We start from the raw sequence: 20,873 nt of genomic DNA, 5'->3' as shown, positions 1-20,873 counted from the left end.
CCGGCTAGTCTCCGCCCACGCGAGTGGTGTGGTGTTAGCGGCGGGTCGTCATCGTGTTCCACCCCCCCCTCCGGTGGGGGCCCCCCGGCGTTTTGGGCGGGGGCCCCTCCTCGTGTGTACGGGTTCAGCTGGTCGGGTCGAGGCCGTGGCCGCGCAGCCAGGCCAGCGGGTCGATCGCCGAGCCGCCGTCGGGCCGGACCTCGAAGTGGAGGTGCGGGCCGGTGGAGTTGCCCGAGTTGCCGGAGTAGGCGATGACCTCGCCGGCCTTGACCTTGCCGGAGCGGATCTTTGTGCTGCTGAGGTGGCAGTACCAGGTCTCGGTGCCGTCCGGGGCGGTCACGATCGCCATGTTGCCGTAGGCGCTGTTCCACTGGGTGCGGACGGTGCCGTCGGTCGCGGCCATGACGGGCGTGCCGTACTGGACCGGGAAGTCGATGCCGGTGTGCACGGACATCCAGTTGACGCCGGACTGGCCGTAGCGCGCGCTGAGCTGGTGCAGCTTCACCGGCAGCATGAACTTGGGCCGCAGGGCCTCCCGGCGGGCCGCCTCCTCCTCGCGCTTCTTCTTCTCCGCCTCCTGGCGGAGCTTCAGATCGATGCGCTCCTGGGTACGGCTCGCGCGGTCGCCGAAGTCGCGGGCGTCGGCGCTGAGCGCGGCGAGCTGGGTGTCCAGCTTGCTGTTGGCGGCGACCTGCTTCACGGACGCCGGGTCGGCGGCGGCGAGGGACGTCGTGTCGTCCTTCTGGTCGGCAGCGCCGTCGGTGAGGCCGCTCACGGAGGCGGCGGCGATACCGGCGACGCCCATCACGCAGGCGGAGGGGACGGCGACCGTGAGGAGCGCGGAGCGCTTGGCGGGCGTACGGCGCCGGCCGCGGCTGCCGCCGCCGGAACGGCGTACGGGGCGGGCGGGGAGGTCGGTGCCCGGGGCCGGAGCGGCCGCCCGGTCCGGACCGAGGTCGGTGCCGTCGAGCTCCAGGGCGATCATGGTCTCGGCGTCGTGGAAGGTGTCGCGCTCCGGCTGCGGCGAGGAACCCTGCTGGGCCTGCTGGTCGTCGTAGCCCGTGTCGTAAGCGGTGTCGTACGACGCGTCGTAGGCGTAGTGGTCGTCGGCCTCGTACTCAGCGGCGGCCGGGTACTCGGCGGTGGCGAACTCCGGCGCGGAGAAGTCGCCGCCGGAGAACTCGGTGGCGGAGAACTCTCCGGTGTGCTCCGGGGTGTACTGGTGCGGGACGACCGGCTCGGGCGCGACCTGGTTCCAGGCGGTGGCGTCGTAAGCGCCGGTCTCGTAGCCCGCCGGGGTCGTCCACTGGCCGGTGCCGGTGGAGTCGTACGAGGCGAACTGCGCCGCCGTCTCGTACTGGCCGGTCTGCTGGGCCTCGGTCCACGCGCTCGCGTCCCACTGGCCGGTGGTGGTGTACGAGCCGTACGAGCCGGTGTCCCACTGGCCCTGGCCCCCGTAGCCGGCGGCGTAGCCGCTCTGCTCGGCGTACCCGCTGTAGCCGTCGTACCCGGCGCTGTAGTCGGTGTAACCGCTCTGACCGCTCTGACCTGCTTCGTAACCGGCGTCGTAGGTGCCGAACAGCGGGTCGACGGCGAAGCTGCCCGTGGTCTGGGTGGCGTCCGTGACGTACCCGGCGTGGGGGTGCTGGTCGTTCACCAACTTCTCTCTCGCCTCGGCAGCAGGGGGTCAAGCAGTGGCGTGACTGTACCCGGCGGTACGCGCGGCGGACAATCTTCGGCGGGTTTCGAGCCGCCAGGAAACGGGCAATCGGCCGCCTTTCGGCGGGTTGTGGGGAGAGCCTTGGCCCTGTGTTCGAAGAACGTTCGAAGAACGGAAACCCTCTGGCGGCCCGTCAGAGGGCAGGCGCCGGTGGGTCGGCCAGGTCCGTCAGGAGTGCCGTCACGCCACCGAGGCGGTGTCCGTCGAACCGTCCCGCGCGTCCGTCGCCGGCGCCCCGTCGTCCAGGGCGCGGAGGATGCCGGTCGCGACCGTGGGATGCACCGGCAGCGCGAGGTGCCCGACGCCGCTGACGCGCACGTTGTGGACGGTCAGGTCCGGATGGTCGAGCCGGGCCGTCTCCACCGGGACCATCACCTGGTCCAGGTCGCTCCAGAAGCTCACGAAGCGGGTGCGGCAGCCGGGCGCCGGGCCCGCGAGCTCGGTCAGCACCTCCGAACCGGGCCGCATCTGGCGCACCAGCGGGTGGGCGTCCGCCAGGGCCAGCGGCGCGAAGGCCGTCCCGGAGTGCGGTGTGCCCAGCGTGACGAGCGTGCGCACCTTCGCGTCACCGCCGAGGCGCTGTACGTAATAGCGGGCGATCAGACCGCCGAGGCTGTGGCCCACGAGGTCGACCTCGGTGTGGCCGGTGCGGTCGAGGAGCTCCGTCACCCGGCGGCCGAGCAGCTCCGCGGCGGTGCGCAGGTCGCAGGTGAGCGGGGAGTAGTTGAGCGACTCGACGCTGTCACGGCCGTGCCGGGCGAGGGCGCGGCGCAGCAGGACGAAGACCGAGCGGTTGTCGACGAAGCCGTGCAGCAGCACGACCGGGCGGGCGGCCGCGCCGGGACCGGGACGGGAGCCGTCACCGGCGGCCGGGGAAGGTGCGGCGCGACGTTCGCCCACGAGTCCGGAGGGGTAGAGAACCAGATGTCCCGCGAGGACGGCGATCTCCAGGGCGGTGGCCCTCATCCGGTCGGCGAACGCGGTGGGGAAGAACTCCATCGCCGGCCTCCGTCCGGTACGGCGGTGCGCCGCACTCCGTGCCGCACGACAGGCGGCGCGGACGTACGGCACACTCCGCGGCGGCTCCTCCGGGGAGCGAACAATGTCCCACGTGTGATTTCCCCCTCGCTGTCCACCGCGAAACGGGCGCGTGCGGGATGCTGGCGATAACGTTCGTTCACCTCCCCGGCAACGAAGCGCGGGGGTCGCATGTGGAGGCAGTGATGGGTGTGACCGGTCCGATCCGCGTGGTGGTCGCCAAGCCGGGTCTCGACGGCCACGATCGCGGGGCCAAGGTGATCGCTCGCGCGCTGCGCGACGCCGGTATGGAGGTCATCTACACCGGGCTCCACCAGACGCCGGAGCAGATCGTGGACACCGCCATCCAGGAGGACGCCGACGCCATCGGCCTGTCGATCCTCTCGGGTGCGCACAACACGCTGTTCGTGAAGGTGCTCGAGCTCCTGAAGGAGCGGGACGCCGAGGACATCAAGGTCTTCGGCGGCGGCATCATCCCGGACGCGGACATCGCCCCGCTGAAGGAGAAGGGCGTGGCGGCGATCTTCACGCCGGGCGCGACGACGGCGTCCATCGTGGACTGGGTCAACGCCAACGTGCGCGTGGCTGCCTGACACCTGTCGGTACGGCGGGCCCGGGCAGGACGGGGCACGGCTGGGAAGGGCGGGGCACGCAGCCCCGCTCGCCCCGCCCGTCCCGTTTCAAGCCGCCGCGTCCGGGGGCCGGAGTTCCGCGTGCATCGCGGCGCGGAGCTCCAGGGTGGATACCAGGCGCTGGAAGGCCTCCGACCAGTAGCCGGCGGCACCGGGCGAGGCGTCCTCCGGCTCGGCGGACAGCGCGGTGAGGGCCGCAAGCTGGGGCGCCGTGGCCGGGGACAGACAGCGCTCGGCGAGCCCCATCACGCCGCTGAAGCTCCACGGGTAGCTGCCCGCGTCCCGCGCGATGTCGAGCGCGTCGACGACGGCCCGGCCCAGCGGCTCCGCCCACGGCACCGCGCACACGCCGAGCAGCTGGAAGGCCTCCGACAGGCCGTGCGCCGCTATGAAGGACGCGACCCAGACGGCCCGCTCCTCCTCCGCGAGGGTCGAGAGCAGCTGGGCCCGCTCCGCGAACGACGAGGTGCCGGGACCGGTGGCCTGCGGTGCCGCCGGGGAACCGAGCAGGGCGCGCGACCAGTCCGCGTTCCGCTGGCGTACGGCCGCCCGGCACCAGGCCGCGTGCAGCTCGGCGCCCCAGTCGTCCGCGACCGGCAGCGCGACGATCTCCTCGGGGCCGCGCCCGCCGAACCGCGCTTGCCAGCAGTCCAGCGACGCCGCCTCCACCAGCTGGCCCAGCCACCACGAGCGCTCGCCGCGGCCCGTGGGCGGCGTGGCGACGACCCCGTCGTGCCGCATGCCCGCGTCGCACTCGTGCGGCGCCTCCACGACGATCGTCTCCGCGCCGTGCGTACGGTCCAGGGACACGCACGACGCGGCCCGCTCCGCCATCCGCGCGGCGAGCGCGGACGCCGGCAGAGCGGAGAGCAGCTCGGCGGCCGTCGCGCGGACGTTGCGGCTGCGGTCGGACAGGGCCGCCTCCAGGAACTCCTCGTCCGCCGGACCGAGCCCCGCCCGCAGCGAGTCCAGGAACATCAGCCGGTCCTCGGCCCGCTCCGCACTCCACGTCGAGGCGAGCAGCTCCCGCCCCCGCGCCGGGTCGTCGGCCCGTACGGCGGCGAGCAGCGCGACCCGCTCCGCGAACAGACCCTCCTCCCACAGCGCCAGGACCGCCTCCCCGTCCGCCGGGTCGGGCAGCGAGCCCCCCGCCCCGCCGCCCGTGCCGCCCGCCCCGCGGAGCGCGAACCTCCATTCCGGGTTCAGCCGGGCCAGCCACAGCCCGCGCGGTCCGGCGAAGGCCAGCGCCTGGGGCCGCAGGTCGGTCCGGGCCCGGGCGGCGTCGAGCAGCGCCGGAAGCGCGGCGGCGGGCGCGCGGTAGCCCCGCTCGTTGGCGGCGGCCAGCCACTGGGGCAGCAGCTCGGCAAGGTCCGGTGCCGCCCCGCGCCGCCCCCCGGACGGCGCGGGCGCGGCCCGGCCCGCGAGCAGCTGCCCCAGCCGCCGCCGGGCCGCCGCGGGCAGCGGCTCGCGGGCGTCCTCGGGCGCGGCCTCCAGCGGCGCGGCGGCCGGTCCGGGGAGCAGCCCCGCTCTGCGCCGTACGGTGTGCACGGCGGCGGCGTCAAGGAGCGCGACCGGCGCCGTGTCCCCGCTGGCGTGTGCGAACGGCTTCCGGTCGGTGCCCAGCAGCGCCGACGTGACGAGCTCTTCCCAGGCATCCATGGACTCCTCCAGAGGTGTTCGGGTCAACGCGGTCGGTGGGTCGTCGGGGCAGGAGAAGCGGTGCGAGGCGTCAGGTGAGCGACACCGTCTCGCCGGGCTCGTCCGGCGACCAGGCGGCCAGCGGAGTGAACCCCTGGTGCCCCACCTCCCCGAACACGCTCACCGGCCCGCCCCCGGACAGCGCGACCAGCCGCCACAGCCCGGGACGCGCCTGGGCGGCGCGGGTCAGCGGTACGGCGTCCCGCTCGTCGGGCGTCGTGCCGCCGGATGGGCCCGGGGTGCCCGAGTGCGGCCGTGCGTCGGCCAGTTGCCAGCCGTACTCCGCTCGTGCCGGGACCACGTCCGACAAGGTCACCGGCCAGGTGTCCAGCCACGGGTCCTCGCGCAGCGCGCGGCCGTAGGCGGCGAGGGCGTCGGCGACGCGGGTGCCCGCAGGCGGCGGACCGGCGGGTGGGGCGGTGCCGAACTGCTCGACCAGTTCGGCGCGCAGGCCGCCGCCCGATCCGTAGGGCCGCAGCCCGGCATCGACCACCACACCGGCCGGAAGGGCCAGTTGGGGTGGTCGGCCCGCCGCGCCGAAGGAGAGGAGCAGGGCCGTACGCCCGCTCGACCGGCCGTGCAGCCAGATGCGGCGGGTCGTCAGACGCGAGTCCGCCGTGTCGTACTGGGCGAGCACCAGCCAGTGGTCCCGCAGCACGGGACCTTCCGGCGAGGCCGGCAGGCCGACCCGGCCGCGGACGGTCGCTGCCAGCGGGCCGGGCAGTGCGTCCACCGACAGCCAGGCGCGGTCGAGGAGATGGGTCAGCGCGCACTCCTCCAGGAGCCGCACCGGCCAGCCGGGCCCCGAGCCCGCGACGGCGCCCAGCTCGCGCACCCGGCCGGCGAGTCCGGGAGCCTGCGCGTCGACCATGCGGGCCGCGGTCTCCTCCCACAGCCCGTACCCCGCCTGCTCGGCCGAGGCGAGCCCGCCGCGCAGCAGATCGGCGAGCCGCTGCTCCAACTCCTGCGCGCCGGCCGTTATCCGCGCCGCCCTGCGCTCCGCCCGGCGGCGCGCGGCCTCCGGGTCGGCGGGCCCGGAGCCCGCCTCCGCCCGCGCACGTCTGCCCGCGAGCCACTCCGCCGCCCAGACGGGCGCCCCGCCGGCCGTCGGCACCGCCGTCCCGGCCGTGTCCCCCGCCCACAGCAGCAGCAGTCCCAGCGCGTGCTTGCACGGGAACTTCCGGCTCGGGCAACTGCACACGTACGCCGGGCCCGTGGTGTCCACGACCGTGCGGTACGGCGTCTTCCCGCTGCCCGCGCACAGGCCCCAGACGGCCCGGCCGTCGCAGCCCGCTTCGGACCACGGGCCGGGCGAACCCAGCTTGCCTCCCGCTTTGCGCGACGCGTCGTCAGGAGCCAGTGCCAGCACCTGTTCCGACGTCCAGCGCACCCCCTGCTCAGTCATGCGAACGACCGTACGGGTCGCCACTGACAATGCCCTCGCCGTGGCCCTGACCTGGGATTTCCACCGACCGCGACCGAATGTCAGTGGCATGGTGCACCGTGGATCGCACAGCAGGTCGAACGATCTGGAGGGGGACTCATGACCCTGCCCGAAACCACCACGACCACCACCGCGGACGGGGCCCTGCGGCCGCACGCCGAGCACGCCTTCGCCCACGAACTCGCCGCGCTCGCCGCCGCCGACGACCGGCCGCGCCCCGCACGCTGGCGGCTCTCGCCCTGGGCCGTCGCCACCTATCTCCTCGGCGGCACGCTGCCCGACGGCACGGTGATCACGCCCAAGTACGTCGGCCCGCGCCGCATCGTCGAGGTCGCCGTCACCACGCTCGCCACGGACCGCGCCCTGCTCCTGCTCGGTGTGCCCGGCACCGCCAAGACCTGGGTCTCCGAGCATCTCGCCGCCGCCGTCAGCGGCGACTCCACGCTGCTCGTGCAGGGCACCGCCGGCACGCCCGAGGAAGCCATCCGCTACGGCTGGAACTACGCGCAGCTGCTCGCCCACGGCCCCAGCCGCGCCGCCCTCGTCCCCAGTCCCGTCATGCGGGCCATGGCGCAGGGCATGACCGCCCGCGTCGAGGAGCTGACCCGCATCCCCGCCGACGTGCAGGACACCCTCATCACGATCCTGTCCGAGAAGACCCTGCCGATCCCCGAGCTGGGCGAGGAGGTGCAGGCGGTCGGCGGCTTCAACCTCATCGCCACGGCCAACGACCGCGACCGCGGTGTCAACGAGCTGTCCAGCGCGCTGCGCCGCCGCTTCAACACCGTCGTGCTGCCGCTGCCCGCGACGCCGGACGCCGAGGTGGACATCGTCGCCCGGCGCGTCGACCAGATCGGCCGCTCGCTCGACCTGCCGGCCGTGCCGGACGGCGTGGACGAGATCCGCCGGGTCGTCACCGTCTTCCGCGAGCTGCGCGACGGCGTCACCGCGGACGGCCGCACCAAGCTCAAGTCCCCCTCGGGGACGCTGTCCACGGCAGAGGCGATCTCCGTCGTCACCGGCGGCCTCGCCCTCGCCGCCCACTTCGGCGACGGTGTGCTCCGCTCCGCCGACGTCGCCGCCGGGCTGCTCGGCGCGGTGGTCCGCGACCCGGCCGCAGACCGGGTGATCTGGCAGGAGTACCTGGAGACGGTGGTCCGTGAGAGAGACGGATGGAAGGACTTCTACCGCGCCTGCCGCGAGGTGAGCGCATGACGCGCCCCGCCGTCGCGGCCCCCGCCGCCGAGGCCGTGGAGACGGCCGCGAGCGCCCTCGGCCGGCCGGCGCGCTCCCTGGCCGGGCCGCTCCTGCTCGGCGTGCGGCACCACGGACCCGGATCCGCCCGGGCCGTGCTCGCGGCGCTCGACGCCGGGCGGCCCAAGGCGGTGCTCGTCGAGGGACCGCCCGAGGCCGACGCACTGGTGGAGCTCGCCGCCCACGAGGAGATGCGGCCCCCGGTCGCGCTGCTCGCGCACGCCGTGGACGACCCGGGCCGGGCCGCGTTCTGGCCGATGGCCGAGTTCTCGCCCGAGTGGACCGCGATCCGCTGGGCCCTCTCCCACGGCGCCGAGGTCCGCTTCGTCGACCTGCCCGCCGCCCACACCCTCGCCGCCCTCGACCCCACCTGGGACGACGGGGAGGAGTTCACCGGAGCGCCACCGGCCGGCGGCCAGGAGCTCCGCGTCGACCCGATCGCGGAGCTCGCCCGCACCGCCGGCTACGACGACGCCGAGCGCTGGTGGGAGGACGTGATCGAACTGCGCGGAGCCGCCGACCCGTTCGCCCCGTTCGACGCCGTCGCCGAGGCGATGGGCGCGCTCCGCGAGGCGTACGGGCACGGCGGCCACCCGCGTGACCTGGTGCGCGAGGCGCACATGCGGACAGGGCTGCGCGCCGCCCAGAAGGAGTTCGGCGACGACGTCGCCGTGGTCTGCGGCGCCTGGCACGTGCCCGCGCTGCGCCGCCGCACCACCGTCACCGCCGACCGCGCCCTGCTCAAGGGCCTGCCCAAGGTGAAGGCCGAGCTGACCTGGGTCCCCTGGACCCACCGCAGGCTCGCCCGCCGCTCCGGGTACGGCGCGGGGATCGACGCCCCCGGCTGGTACGCCCACCTGTTCACCGCGCCCGACCGGCCCGTCGAGCGCTGGATGACCAAGGTCGCGGGCCTGCTGCGGGACGAGGACCTGACCGTCTCCTCCGCCCATGTCATCGAGGCCGTACGGCTCGCGGACACCCTGGCCGTCCTGCGCGGCCGCCCGCTGCCCGGCCTCGGCGAGACCACCGACGCCGTCCGCGCCGTCATGTGCGAGGGCTCCGACGTCCCGCTCGACCTGGTGCGCGACCGGCTCGTGGTCGGCGACGTCCTCGGCACGGTCCCGGCCGGCGCCCCCGCCGTGCCGCTCCAGCGCGACCTCGACCGGCTCCAGCGCCGACTGCGCCTCAAACCGGAGGCGTACGAGCGCGAGCTCGACCTCGACCTGCGCAAGGACAACGACGCCGCCCGCAGCCGGCTCCTGCACCGGCTCCGGCTGCTCGGTGTCGCCTGGGGCAGCTCCGTCGCGGGCCGCGGCTCCACCGGAACGTTCCGGGAGAGCTGGCGGCTGCGCTGGGAGCCCGAACTCCACGTGCAGGTCGCCGAGGCGGGCGTCTGGGGCACCACCGTCGAGGCCGCCGCCACCGCCAGGGCACGCTCACAGGCGACCGCCGTCGACGACCTCGCCTCCATCACCGCGCTCGCCGAGCAGTGCCTCCTCGCCGGACTCACCGACGCCCTGCCCGCCGTCCTGCACGCGCTCGCCGACCGCGCCGCCCTCGACACCGACGTCGCCCACCTCGCCCAGGCCCTGCCCGCCCTCGCCCGTTCCCTGCGCTACGGAGACGTCCGCGCCACCGACACCACCGCGCTCGGCGAGGTCGCCGCCGGTCTCGCCGAACGGATCTGCGTGGGCCTGCCGCCCGCCTGCGCGTCCCTCGACACCGACGCCGCCACGGAGATGCGCGACCGCCTCGACGCCGTCCACACGGCGATCGCCCTTCTGACGACCCGGTCCACCGGCCGCCCGGGGCCGTCCGAGCCGACGGAGGCGGCGGAGCAACCAGCTACGGTCACGGCCACAGCCACGGCCACCGCCGCCCCCGCCGCCGCAGGGCTCGGTGAGCGGTGGGGTGCCGTGCTGCGGCGGCTCGCCGTGCGCGACCGGGTGCCCGGTGTGCTGCGGGGCCGGGCCGCCCGGCTGCTGCTTGACGAGGGCCGGGTCGGGGTGGACGAGGCGGCGCGGTTGATGGGGCTCGCGCTCTCGCCCGGGACGCCACCCGCCGACGCCGCCGGCTGGATCGAGGGCTTCGTCGGCGGCGCCTCCGGCGGCGGACTGCTCCTCGTCCACGACGAGCGGCTGCTCGGCCTGGTCGACGACTGGCTGGGCGGCGTGTCCGCGGAGGCGTTCACCGACGTCCTGCCGCTGCTGCGGCGCACGTTCGGCGGATACGAGCCGGGCGTCCGGCGCACCCTCGGCGAGCTCGTCGCCCGCGGCCCCGCCACCGGCGGCGCCGCCGGCGCCGCGGCCGTCACACCCGGCTTCGCCACCGTCCTCGACGAGCGCCGCGCCGACGACATCCTGCCCCTGCTCCACCTCATCCTCGGTACGGAGGCACCCGCATGACCATCACCGGCACCGGCACGGACGACGAGCGGCTGCGCCGCTGGCGGCTGGTCCTCGGCGGCGGCGCGGCCGACGGCACCGGCCGCGCCCTCAGCGGCACCGACGCCGCCATGGACGGCGCCCTGGCCGCCCTCTACGGCGGCACGAGCGGCGGCGACCGGCGGACCGGCGGAGACCGCGCGGCCGGACTGGGCGCCTCAGCGCCGTCCGTCGCCCGCTGGCTCGGCGACATCCGCACGTACTTCCCCAGCTCCGTCGTCCAGGTCATGCAGCGCGACGCCATCGACCGGCTCGGGCTCGCCACCCTGCTCCTGGAGCCCGAGATGCTGGAGGCGGTCGAGGCGGACGTCCACCTCGTCGGCACCCTGCTCTCCCTGGACAAGGCGATGCCGGAGACCACCAAGGAGACCGCCAGGGCCGTCGTCCGCAAGGTCGTCGACCAGCTGGAGAAGCGGCTCGCCACCCGCACCCGCGCGACGCTCACCGGCGCCCTCGACCGCTCGGCCCGGATCAGCCGCCCGCGCCACCGGGACATCGACTGGGACCGCACCGTCCGCGCCAACCTCGCGCACTACCTCCCGGAGTACGGCACGGTCGTGCCCCAGCGGCTGATCGGATACGGCCGGGCGAGCCAGGCGGTGAAGAAGGAGGTCGTGCTCTGCGTCGACCAGTCCGGATCCATGGCCGCCTCCGTCGTCTACGCCTCCGTCTTCGGCGCCGTCCTCGCCTCCATGCGCTCCGTCGCCACCCGCCTGGTCGTCTTCGACACGGCCGTCGTCGACCTCACCGACCAGCTCGACGACCCCGTCGACGTGCTCTTCGGCACCCAGCTCGGCGGCGGCACCGACATCAACCGGGCGCTCGCCTACTGCCAGTCGAGGATCACCCGCCCCGCCGACACCGTCGTCGTCCTCATCAGCGACCTCTACGAGGGCGGTATCCGCGACGAGATGCTCAAGCGGGTCGCGGCGATGAAGGCCTCGGGCGTGCAGTTCGTCGCCCTGCTCGCCCTCTCCGACGAGGGTGCTCCCGCCTACGACCGGGAGCACGCCGCCGCCCTCGCCGCGCTCGGCGCCCCCGCCTTCGCCTGCACCCCCGACCTCTTCCCCGAGGTCATGGCCGCCGCCCTGGAGAAGCGCCCGCTGCCGATACCCGAGGCCTGAGCCGCCCGACCGGCACGTGCGCCACCCGACCCGAGGCCGGGGCAGCGCGGTGCGGATCCGGTGGCGGTGCGGTGCGGATTCCGTCGCCGCGCGACCACCCGGACGGGCGCGCCCCCTGTCACTGAGGCCCATATCACACCATCGGCCGCAGGGCCCTCACCCCGCCGCCCGGCGCGCCGTGAGGCGCCCGATCCCCGCGCCCCGCCTGCCACGTGGCCCTGCCGGACGTCCGCGGTCACCACTCCGGACCGCCTCACCGCGCCTACGTTCTGTGACCCGTATCACCGCCAGGTTGTGATCTGCGATTTAGGGACCTACGTCCCTCGGGGATAACCTGCGAGACGGACATGCCGCGTCCACGGACACCGTGTACGCCTCCCTAGTGACAGCGCAGTCACGTTGCCCTTCGCGGCACGCCCACGCAGACAACGAACCGCGATCATCTAGAAAAGGGACGCGCGTGGACCTGTTCGAGTACCAGGCGAGGGACCTCTTCGCCAAGCACGGTGTACCGGTGCTGGCCGGTGAAGTCATCGACACGCCTGAGGCGGCGCGCGCTGCGACGGAGCGGCTTGGCGGCAAGTCGGTCGTCAAGGCGCAGGTCAAGGTCGGCGGCCGCGGCAAGGCCGGCGGCGTCAAGCTGGCCGCCACCCCGGAAGAGGCCGTCGCCCGCGCGACGGACATCCTGGGCATGGACATCAAGGGCCACACGGTCCACAAGGTGATGATCGCGGAGACCGCTCCGGAGATCGTCGAGGAGTACTACGTCTCGTACCTCCTCGACCGCACCAACCGCACCTTCCTCGCCATGGCCTCCGTCGCCGGTGGCATGGACATCGAGGAGGTCGCCGCCACGACCCCCGAGAAGCTCGCGAAGGTCCCGGTCGACGCCAACAAGGGTGTCGACATCGAGAAGGCCCGTGAGATCGTCGCCCAGGCCCAGTTCCCGGCCGAGGTCGCCGAGAAGGTCGCCGAGGTCCTCGTGACCCTGTGGAAGACCTTCATCGCCGAGGACGCCCTCCTCGTCGAGGTCAACCCGCTGGCCAAGGTCGCCTCCGGCGACATCCTGGCCCTCGACGGCAAGGTGTCCCTGGACGCCAACGCCGACTTCCGTCAGCCCGAGCACGAGGCGCTCGAGGACAAGGCCGCAGCCAACCCGCTCGAGGCTGCTGCCAAGGCCAAGGGCCTCAACTACGTGAAGCTCGACGGCGAGGTCGGCATCATCGGCAACGGCGCCGGCCTGGTCATGTCGACCCTGGACGTCGTCGCGTACGCCGGTGAGAACCACGGCGGCGTGAAGCCGGCCAACTTCCTCGACATCGGTGGTGGCGCCTCCGCCGAGGTCATGGCGAACGGCCTGGAGATCATCCTCGGCGACCCGGACGTCAAGTCCGTGTTCGTCAACGTCTTCGGTGGCATCACCGCCTGTGACGAGGTCGCCAACGGCATCGTGCAGGCCCTGGAGCTCCTCGCCTCCCGTGGCGACGAGGTCACCAAGCCGCTCGTCGTGCGCCTCGACGGCAACAACGCGGAGCTGGGTCGCAAGATCCTGTCGGACGCCAACCACCCGCTGGTGCAGCGTGTGGACACCATGGACGGCGCGGCCGACAAGGCCGCCGAGCTCGCGGCTGCGAAGTAAGGGAAGAGGGACAGAACAGCCATGGCTATCTTCCTCAACAAGGACAGCAAGGTCATCGTCCAGGGCATGACCGGTGCCACGGGCATGAAGCACACCAAGCTCATGCTGGGTGACGGCACCAACATCGTCGGCGGCGTGAACCCGCGCAAGGCCGGCACGGCCGTCGACTTCGACGGCACCGAGATCCCGGTCTTCGGCACCGTCGCCGAGGCGATGAAGGAGACCGGCGCCAACGTCTCGGTCCTCTTCGTCCCGCCGGCCTTCGCCAAGGCCGCCGTGGTCGAGGCGATCGACGCCGAGATCCCGCTCGCCGTCGTCATCACCGAGGGCATCGCGGTCCACGACTCCGCCGCGTTCTACGCGTACGCCGTGGAGAAGGGCAACAAGACCCGCCTCATCGGCCCGAACTGCCCCGGTCTCATCACCCCGGGCCAGTCGAACGCCGGCATCATCCCGGGCGACATCACCAAGCCGGGCCGCATCGGCCTGGTCTCGAAGTCCGGCACGCTGACGTACCAGATGATGTACGAGCTCCGTGACATCGGCTTCTCCTCCGCCGTCGGCATCGGTGGCGACCCGGTCATCGGCACCACGCACATCGACTGCCTGGCGGCCTTCGAGGCCGACCCGGACACCGACCTGATCGTCATGATCGGTGAGATCGGCGGCGACGCCGAGGAGCGTGCGGCCGACTTCATCAAGGCCAACGTCACCAAGCCGGTCGTCGGCTACGTCGCGGGCTTCACCGCGCCCGAGGGCAAGACCATGGGCCACGCCGGCGCCATCGTCTCCGGCTCCTCCGGCACCGCCCAGGCGAAGAAGGAGGCCCTCGAGGCCGCCGGTGTGAAGGTCGGCAAGACCCCGACCGAGACCGCCAAGCTGGCGCGCGCGATCCTCGCGGGCTGACGCGGCGACCACCGCACAGGAGTGGGCCCCGCCCCACCCGGGAGACCGGGTGGGGCGGGGCCCACTCGCGTGCGCGCCGCCCTACTCGGCGGCAGGGACCAGCCGCTCGGGGCCGGGGTGGGGGGCCGAGCGCAGCCTGTCGCGGAGCCTCCGGTCCTCCGGGCCGAGCTTCTGCGGGCCGCCGCGGACCGGGACGCCCTCGACGACCTCGCCCGGTGCGATCACCGGGATGTACTGGGTCGGCGCGGTCGCCGCGGTGACCGCCGTGATGCAGATCAGCGCCGCCGTCACCCCGATCACCGTCCGCGTCAGCCGTCGGGACCGCCGCTCGCTGCCCGTCCGCACCGCGCGCGCCGCGGGCAGCGTGGCCGTCGGCGCCTCCGCGACGAGCGCGGCCAGCCGGCGGTGCAGCGCCTCCGGGTCGGAGAGCTCGGGCACCCGCTGCCCGATGACCGTACGGGCGTGCAGCAGCCGGTTCCCGGCGGCCGGGGTGCTCGCCTCGGTCTCCGCGGCCGTCTCCGGCAGGTCGAGGCCGAGGCCGTCGTAGAGCAGGACGGTACGGCGGTACGGCGGCGGCAGCTCCAGGAGGGCCCCGAGCAGCGCGCGCCGGGAGGCCTCGGTCGGCGCGGAGTCGGGATGCCGGTGGCGGCGCCGGAACCGGTGCCAGGGCGACAGCGCGTACTCGTACGCCGCCGCGCGCACCCAGCCCACCGGGTCGCGGTCGACGGCGACCTCGGGCCAGTGCTGCCAGGCGTGGTGGAAGGCGAACTCGACGGACTCGCGGGAGAGCCGGCGGCGCCCCGTGAGCAGATAGGTCTGGTGGACGAGCGAGGGCGCGGCGTACGCGTAGAGCGCGTCGAACGCGGCCTCGGGCGTGAACTCCGGGCCCTCGGCCGCGTCCTGCGCCGCCGCGCCGTCCTCGCGGCCGGGTGCGCCGGCGCACGCGTCCACGGCGACGACAGCGGCCGTGCTGCCTGCGCCGTCCGGGCCTGTTCCGGCGACACCCGCGCCTGGGTCGTCCCTGCCTGCGTCGTCCGTGCCTGTGTCGGCGACACGGGTGCCTGAGCCGACCGCTCCCGCGCCGGCGACACTCGCGCCTGTGTCGTCCGTGCCTGTGTCGGCGACACGGGTGCCTGAGCCGACCGCTCCCGCGCCGGCGACACCCGCGTCTGCGTCGTCCGTGCCCGCGTCGGCGACACGGGTGCCTGAGCCGACCGCTCCCGCGCCGGCGACACCCGCGCCTGTGTCGTCCGTGCCTGTGTCATCCCTGGCTGCCCTCGCCGCTCCCGCGGTGGGTCCGTCCGTCGCCTCCGGCGCCGGTTCCGTGTCGGCGCCCGGGGCGGGACCTGAGGGTGCCTGGGCACCGTCCACGCGCGCGTGCGCCTCGGCGGCCGTGCTCGCACCCGCCTCCTGGCCAGGGGTCAGTACCGGGGAATCGGCGGGCGAGCCGTCCGGTTTCAGGCGCTCCTCCGGCGGCTGGGCGGCTTCCCACGGGCGGTGGGGCTCCACGGGCTCCGGGGTCGCCCTCGCGGCCGACGCGGCCGACGGCGCCGTGGGTGTCTTCGGCGGGCGGTCGGCGCCCTTCGCGGCGGGTCGCGGGCGGGTGCCCGCGGGAGAGGGGCGGGCGGGCTTCTCCGTGCGGGGCGCGGTCGGCTCCTCGTACACGCCGAGCAGCCTCGCGTACGCCTCCCGCTTGCGCCCTCTGGGGGAACTGCGGCCGGTCTCCCAGGCGCGGACGGTGGCCCGGGTGACGCCCAGGGCCTCCGCGACCTGGTCCTCGCTCAAGGAGAGGGCCTCACGCAGCCGGCGCCGTTCCTTGGGCGAAGGGAGGGAGACGGAGGGGCTCGTCGGACTCATCGGCGTCGACCTCCCACAGCACGGCTCCGGGCGGAAAAGTACATAAACGTATCTTGAGCGACACAACGGCCATTCGCCTGTTACCCGGGCAAACCGCGTGTCGCTGGCAGCATGGCCTCCGTGACGTACGTGACCGAGCAGCGCCCGCCCGCGGTGCCCGACGCACCGGTCCAGGGCCGCGCTTCCGCCGCGCCCCTGGCCACCGCCTTCGTGCGCGGCGGCGTCGCGGCGGGCCTCGGTCTCGGTGCGCTCGCCGTGCTCGTGATCGCGGCGTGGATCGCCTCCCCGTTCCCGGACAGCGGTCCCGGCGGCGCCCTGCACACCGCCGCCGGTCTGTGGCTGCTCGCCCACGGCGGGGACCTGATCCGCACCGGCACCGTCTCCGGCGTCCCGGCCCCGCTCGGTGTCACGCCGCTGCTGCTCACCGCCCTGCCGCTGTGGCTCGCGCACCGGGCGGCCCGGGACACCCTCGACGAGGACGGCGGCCCGGCGCCCGCACCGTTCGGTGTGGTGGCCGCCGTGGCCGGCGGGTATCTGCTGGTCGCGGCCGCGGTCGTGGTCTACACGGAGGCCGGGACGCTGCCCGCCGACCTGATCGCCACGGGTGCCTGGACGCCCGTCACCGTCCTCGCCGCGGCGGGCTCGGGCGTGTGGACGGCCCAGGGCCGGCCGCTGCCGGAGCGCGAGCGGTACGCGGTCGCCCTGCGCGCCGCCGGACGCGCACTCGTCGTGCTCCTCGCGGGCGGCGCGCTGCTCGCCTCCGCCTCGCTGTTCTGGCACGTGGGCGAGGCCCAGGCGTCCTTCGACGGGCTCGCGGGGGAGTGGTCGGGGCGGGCGTCGGTCGCGCTGCTCGTCCTCGCGCTGCTGCCGAACGCCGTCGTCTGGGGACTGGCCTACGGGCTCGGCCCCGGCTTCTTGCTCGGTACGGGCGCCCTGGTGACCCCGCTCGGTTTCACCGGCACCCCGGCCGTGCCGGACTTCCCGCTGCTCGCGGGGCTGCCCGGCGAGGGGCCCGGCCGGTGGCCGCACTGGGCGGCGGCCGCGGTCCCGGCCGTCGCGGCGCTGGTGCTCGGCCGTCGGGTGGGCCGGGCGTCCCGCGACCGGTCCGGGCAGGAAACGGCGCTGACCGCGCTGGGCGCGTCCGGGGTCTGCGGGGCCGCCGTCGCCGTCCTGTCGGCCCTGGCCGGCGGTCCGCTGGGTTCGGGGCGGCTCGCGGTCTTCGGCCCGGTGTGGTGGCAGACGGGCGCGGCGGCGGTGCTGTGGTGCGCGGTCGTGGGAGTTCCGGCGGCGTTCGCGGTACGGGCCTGGGGCCGCCGCGCGGCACGCAAGGCGACGAACCGGGCGGCCGCGGCGGCGGCCCTGGCGTCGTCCCCGGCGCCCGGGGCCCTTCCCGGGGCCATGCCGGGGTCCGGTCCTGGGATTGCGCCGGGGCCCGTACCCGGGTCCCTTCCCGGGGCCGGGGCGCGGGCCGTGTTCGGGAGCGCGCCCGCGCACGTACCGCCGCCCGTGCCCGGGCCCGGCGGGGTGGATGCGGAGCAGCCGCCGGAGTCCGGCGCCATGGCGGTCCCGGACGGCGCGCGGGGGAGCAGCGCGGGAGCCCTCGCCGCCCTCGACGCCCTGGAGGCGCTCGACGCGCTGGACGACGACGCGGGGGAGGAGGGTTACGGCTTCCTGCCGGCGGCCTGGGAACCACCGGCCTGGGAACCACCTGCCTGGAAGGCTCCCGCGGGGCCACCTCCGGAGCCCTCGACCCCGAAGTCCTCGGCACCGAAATCCCCGGCCGCGACACCGAATGCGTCCGCCCCGGCCCCGGCTCCGGAACCCCGGGCCCCGGCGCCCGCCCCGAAGCCGTCGGGCCCCGAGCCCTCGGCCCCGGCGCCTGCCCGTGGCATGCCGGCCCCGGAGCCGCCGCCGACGGCGCCCGTCCAGTCCCCCGGTGCGGATCCGGAGTGACTACTCCCGCACGCCGAGCGTGTCCTGGAGCGGCTTCGGCAGCAGGTCGTTGCAGGCCAGCTGGGCTTCCTTGGTCAGGGCGTCGGCCCGGCACTCGTAGAAGTCGCGGTAGACCAGGTGCACCAGGAAACCGCTCGCGACGATCATCAGGGCCAGCGTGGACGCGACCAGGCCGCTGATCGCCGCCGTCTGCTTGGCGCGGTTCGCGGTCGCCGCGGCCACGACCTGCGCGGGCGACGGCGGACCCGCTGCCCCGTCAGGACCCGCGGCCCCCTCCGGGCCCTCCGGCACCTTCGTGCGCATGCGCAGGGCGCTGATCGCCCAGTACGCGCCGAGGGCGCCGAGCAGCAGCGCGACCTCCTGCACGAAGAAGGCGAAGAAGAAGGCCCACATGCCCGAGAGCACCGCGTACCGCGCGCGCCGCTGGGCCGGGTCGGTCGGGTCCCAGCGGAGCCCGGGTCCCTGCCCGCCGTCGGGCCCGCCGCCCGGTCCGCCCGGTCCGCCGCCCTGGCCGCCGGAGGACCGCTCGGGGCGGCCGCCGAAGCCGTCGGAGGACCGGCCCGGCTGACTGCTGCTCCAGCCCGGGCCCGAGCCCGAACCGTCGTCGGAACCCTGGGATCCCTCCGGGAGCCGCGGCTGCCACGGCTGGTCCGGCTGCCCCTCCGGCGGCGGAGCGAACGGGTTGCTGTCGTTCGTGGACTGGCGATCCGGCATGTGCTGGACGTCTTCCCTCTGTCTGTGTGCGCGGGTGGGACTGTGGCGCGGCGCTGGTGTGGCGTGTCGTCGGACCCTGACGCTACCCCCCGGTCCCGCCCCCGTCCCGTGGGGGCCTTCCCGTGTGCCGGTATCGTTGCTGACGGTCGGACCCTTCGTAGGGTTCCCCGTATCCAGGGATGCGATTCGTTCGTACGACCGCACAAACACCACGGAAAGAGTGACCCAGTGGCTGCCGCCCGCCTCGTCGTCCTGGTCTCCGGCTCCGGCACGAACCTCCAGGCCCTGCTCGACGCGATCGCCGCCGACCCCGAGGGCTACGGCGCCGAGGTCGTCGCCGTCGGCGCCGACCGCGAGGGCATCGCCGGTCTCGAGCGGGCCGAGCGCGCCGGGCTCCCCACCTTCGTGTGCCGCGTCAAGGACCACGCGAGCCGCGACGAGTGGGACCGCGCGCTGACCGAGGCCACCGCCGCGTACGAGCCCGATCTCGTCGTCTCGGCCGGGTTCATGAAGATCGTCGGCAAGGAGTTCCTCGCCCGCTTCGGCGGCCGGGTCGTCAACACCCACCCGGCGCTCCTCCCCAGTTTTCCCGGCGCGCACGGCGTGCGCGACGCCCTCGCCTACGGGGCGAAGGTGACCGGGTGCACCGTCCACTTCGTCGACGACGGTGTCGACACCGGCCCGATCATCGCCCAGGGCGTGGTCGAGGTGCGGGACGAGGACGATGAGGCCGCGCTCCACGAGCGCATCAAGGAAGTCGAGCGCTCGCTGCTCGTCGAGGTCGTGGGGCGCCTCGCCCGCAACGGCTACAGCATTGAGGGACGAAAGGTTCATGTCGGTGAACACGGACACCGTTAAGCCCATCCGCCGCGCGCTGGTCAGCGTCTACGACAAGACGGGCCTGGAGGAGCTGGCCCGCGGTCTGCACGAGGCCGGGGTCGAGCTGGTCTCCACCGGCTCCACCGCGTCGAAGATCGCCGCGGCCGGCGTCCCGGTCACCAAGGTCGAGGAGCTGACCGGCTTCCCCGAGTGCCTGGACGGCCGCGTCAAGACCCTGCACCCGCGGGTGCACGCCGGCATCCTCGCCGACCTGCGCCTCGAGTCGCACCGCGAGCAGCTGGCCGAGCTGGGCGTCGAGCCCTTCGACCTCGTGGTCGTGAACCTGTACCCGTTCCGCGAGACCGTCGCCTCCGGCGCCACGCCGGACGAGTGCGTCGAGCAGATCGACATCGGCGGCCCGTCGATGGTGCGCGCCGCGGCCAAGAACCACCCGTCGGTCCTGGTCGTCACCGAGCCGGGCGCGTACGCCGCGGTCCTCCAGACGGTCCGCGAGACCGGCGGCACCACGCTGGCGCTCCGCAAGCTGTTCGCCGCCACGGCGTTCCGGCACACCGCCGCGTACGACGTCGCCGTCGCCTCCTGGTTCGCGGACGACTACGCCGCCTTCGACGACTCGGGCTTCCCCGGCTTCCTGGGCGCCACGTACGAGCGCAAGAACGTGCTGCGCTACGGCGAGAACCCCCACCAGGGCGCCGCGCTCTACGTCGACGGCACGGGCGGCCTCGCCGAGGCCGAGCAGCTGCACGGCAAGGAGATGTCGTACAACAACTACACGGACACCGACGCCGCGCGCCGGGCCGCGTACGACCACGCCGAGCCCTGCGTCGCGATCATCAAGCACGCCAACCCGTGCGGCATCGCGGTCGGCGCCGACGTCGCGGAGGCGCACCGCAAGGCCCACGCCTGCGACCCGCTGTCCGCGTTCGGCGGCGTCATCGCCGTCAACCGTCCGGTCTCCGTGGAGATGGCCGAGCAGGTCGCCGAGATCTTCACCGAGGTCATCGTGGCCCCGGGCTACGAGGACGGCGCGGTCGAGATCCTCGCGAAGAAGAAGAACATCCGCGTGCTGCGCGCCGAGGGTGCCCCGGCCAACCCGGTCGAGGTCAAGCCCATCGACGGCGGCGCCCTGCTCCAGGTCACCGACCGCCTCCAGGCGGACGGCGACGACCCGGCCAACTGGACGCTCGCGACCGGCGAGGCCCTCTCGGCCGACGAGCTGGCCGAGCTGTCCTTCGCCTGGAAGGCGTGCCGCGCGGTCAAGTCCAACGCGATCCTGCTCGCCAAGGACGGCGCCTCGGTCGGCGTCGGCATGGGCCAGGTCAACCGCGTCGACTCCGCCAAGCTGGCCGTCGAGCGGGCCGGCGAGGAGCGCGCCCGCGGCTCGTACGCCGCGTCGGACGCCTTCTTCCCGTTCCCCGACGGTCTGGAGATCCTCACGGCCGCGGGCGTGAAGGCGGTCGTGCAGCCGGGCGGGTCCGTCCGCGACGAGCTGGTCGTCGAGGCGGCGAAGAAGGCGGGCGTGACGATGTACTTCACCGGGACGCGTCACTTCTTCCACTGAGCCGAGCCGCTCGGACGGACGGAGGGCCCGCCGTACGCAAGGCGTACGG

15 protein-coding genes are annotated in these 20,873 nt (G+C 74.6%); 9 read left to right on the top strand and 6 right to left on the bottom strand.

Annotated features, from left to right (window positions below):
- Nucleotides 1-124: 124 nt before the first annotated feature.
- Entirely contained in the window at nt 125-1,657 is a 1,533-nt protein-coding gene (locus ACFVGS_RS35460; RefSeq protein WP_385696404.1) for a peptidoglycan DD-metalloendopeptidase family protein, read from the bottom strand.
- Between the two features lie 243 nt (nt 1,658-1,900).
- Nucleotides 1,901-2,719: a lipase family alpha/beta hydrolase gene (locus ACFVGS_RS35455; protein WP_385696402.1), complete on the bottom strand. Its 819-nt coding sequence runs from the start codon at nt 2,717-2,719 to the stop codon at nt 1,901-1,903.
- Nucleotides 2,720-2,943: 224 nt separating this feature from the next.
- Here ACFVGS_RS35455 and ACFVGS_RS35450 point away from each other — a divergent pair, with 224 nt between their 5' ends.
- Complete coding sequence (locus ACFVGS_RS35450) at nt 2,944-3,351, top strand: cobalamin B12-binding domain-containing protein (RefSeq protein WP_128976030.1); 408 nt, start codon at nt 2,944-2,946, stop codon at nt 3,349-3,351.
- Between the two features lie 87 nt (nt 3,352-3,438).
- On the opposite strand, the gene ACFVGS_RS35445 is transcribed toward ACFVGS_RS35450, so the two are convergent.
- Both ACFVGS_RS35445 and ACFVGS_RS35440 read right to left on the bottom strand, forming a co-directional pair.
- A complete protein-coding gene (locus ACFVGS_RS35445) occupies nt 3,439-5,049 on the bottom strand; it encodes a DUF5691 domain-containing protein (RefSeq protein ID WP_385696398.1) in 1,611 nt (536 codons plus the stop codon).
- A 70-nt stretch (nt 5,050-5,119) separates the two neighbouring features.
- On the bottom strand, nt 5,120-6,493 hold the full coding sequence (locus tag ACFVGS_RS35440) for an SWIM zinc finger family protein (RefSeq protein WP_385696396.1): 1,374 nt from the start codon (nt 6,491-6,493) through the stop codon (nt 5,120-5,122).
- 138 nt (nt 6,494-6,631) lie between these two features.
- On the opposite strand from ACFVGS_RS35440, the gene ACFVGS_RS35435 reads away from it, so the two are divergent.
- From ACFVGS_RS35435 to sucD, 5 genes are all read left to right on the top strand, one after another.
- A complete protein-coding gene (locus tag ACFVGS_RS35435; RefSeq protein WP_384422901.1) occupies nt 6,632-7,747 on the top strand; it encodes an AAA family ATPase in 1,116 nt (371 codons plus the stop codon).
- Entirely contained in the window at nt 7,744-10,191 is a 2,448-nt protein-coding gene (locus ACFVGS_RS35430; RefSeq protein WP_385696393.1) for a DUF5682 family protein, read from the top strand. The genes ACFVGS_RS35435 and ACFVGS_RS35430 overlap by 4 nt, the downstream gene beginning before the upstream one ends.
- On the top strand, nt 10,188-11,354 hold the full coding sequence (locus ACFVGS_RS35425; protein ID WP_385696390.1) for a VWA domain-containing protein: 1,167 nt from the start codon (nt 10,188-10,190) through the stop codon (nt 11,352-11,354). The genes ACFVGS_RS35430 and ACFVGS_RS35425 overlap by 4 nt, the downstream gene beginning before the upstream one ends.
- Before the next feature lie 460 nt (nt 11,355-11,814).
- Nucleotides 11,815-12,993, top strand: a complete 1,179-nt coding sequence (sucC, locus tag ACFVGS_RS35420; protein ID WP_384422894.1) for an ADP-forming succinate--CoA ligase subunit beta — start codon at nt 11,815-11,817, stop codon at nt 12,991-12,993.
- A 21-nt stretch (nt 12,994-13,014) separates the two neighbouring features.
- Nucleotides 13,015-13,899: a succinate--CoA ligase subunit alpha gene (sucD, locus tag ACFVGS_RS35415; protein ID WP_385696387.1), complete on the top strand. Its 885-nt coding sequence runs from the start codon at nt 13,015-13,017 to the stop codon at nt 13,897-13,899.
- A gap of 81 nt (nt 13,900-13,980) precedes the next feature.
- On the opposite strand, the gene ACFVGS_RS35410 is transcribed toward sucD, so the two are convergent.
- Nucleotides 13,981-15,756, bottom strand: a complete 1,776-nt coding sequence (locus ACFVGS_RS35410; protein WP_385696384.1) for a sigma factor-like helix-turn-helix DNA-binding protein — start codon at nt 15,754-15,756, stop codon at nt 13,981-13,983.
- 111 nt (nt 15,757-15,867) lie between these two features.
- Between ACFVGS_RS35410 and ACFVGS_RS35405 the strand changes: the two genes are divergently transcribed.
- Nucleotides 15,868-17,709 (top strand): DUF6350 family protein, encoded by a 1,842-nt coding sequence (locus tag ACFVGS_RS35405; protein ID WP_385696381.1) that lies wholly within the window; start codon nt 15,868-15,870, stop codon nt 17,707-17,709.
- Here ACFVGS_RS35405 and ACFVGS_RS35400 read toward each other — a convergent pair whose 3' ends face one another.
- Nucleotides 17,710-18,423, bottom strand: coding sequence for a hypothetical protein (locus tag ACFVGS_RS35400; RefSeq protein WP_384422883.1), 714 nt, complete (start codon nt 18,421-18,423; stop codon nt 17,710-17,712). It lies immediately after the preceding gene.
- A 228-nt stretch (nt 18,424-18,651) separates the two neighbouring features.
- Here ACFVGS_RS35400 and purN point away from each other — a divergent pair, with 228 nt between their 5' ends.
- Together purN and purH are read left to right on the top strand one after the other, a co-directional pair.
- A complete protein-coding gene (gene purN, locus ACFVGS_RS35395; protein ID WP_384422880.1) occupies nt 18,652-19,281 on the top strand; it encodes a phosphoribosylglycinamide formyltransferase in 630 nt (209 codons plus the stop codon).
- Nucleotides 19,256-20,824: a bifunctional phosphoribosylaminoimidazolecarboxamide formyltransferase/IMP cyclohydrolase gene (purH, locus tag ACFVGS_RS35390; protein WP_384422877.1), complete on the top strand. Its 1,569-nt coding sequence runs from the start codon at nt 19,256-19,258 to the stop codon at nt 20,822-20,824. The genes purN and purH overlap by 26 nt, the downstream gene beginning before the upstream one ends.
- Nucleotides 20,825-20,873: the final 49 nt, after the last annotated feature.

The organism is Streptomyces sp. NPDC127114 (assembly GCF_042677525.1).
GTDB lineage: Bacteria > Actinomycetota > Actinomycetes > Streptomycetales > Streptomycetaceae > Streptomyces.
The sequence above is the reverse complement of the archived record's forward strand: the minus strand, read 5'-3'. Positions and strand labels throughout refer to the sequence as shown.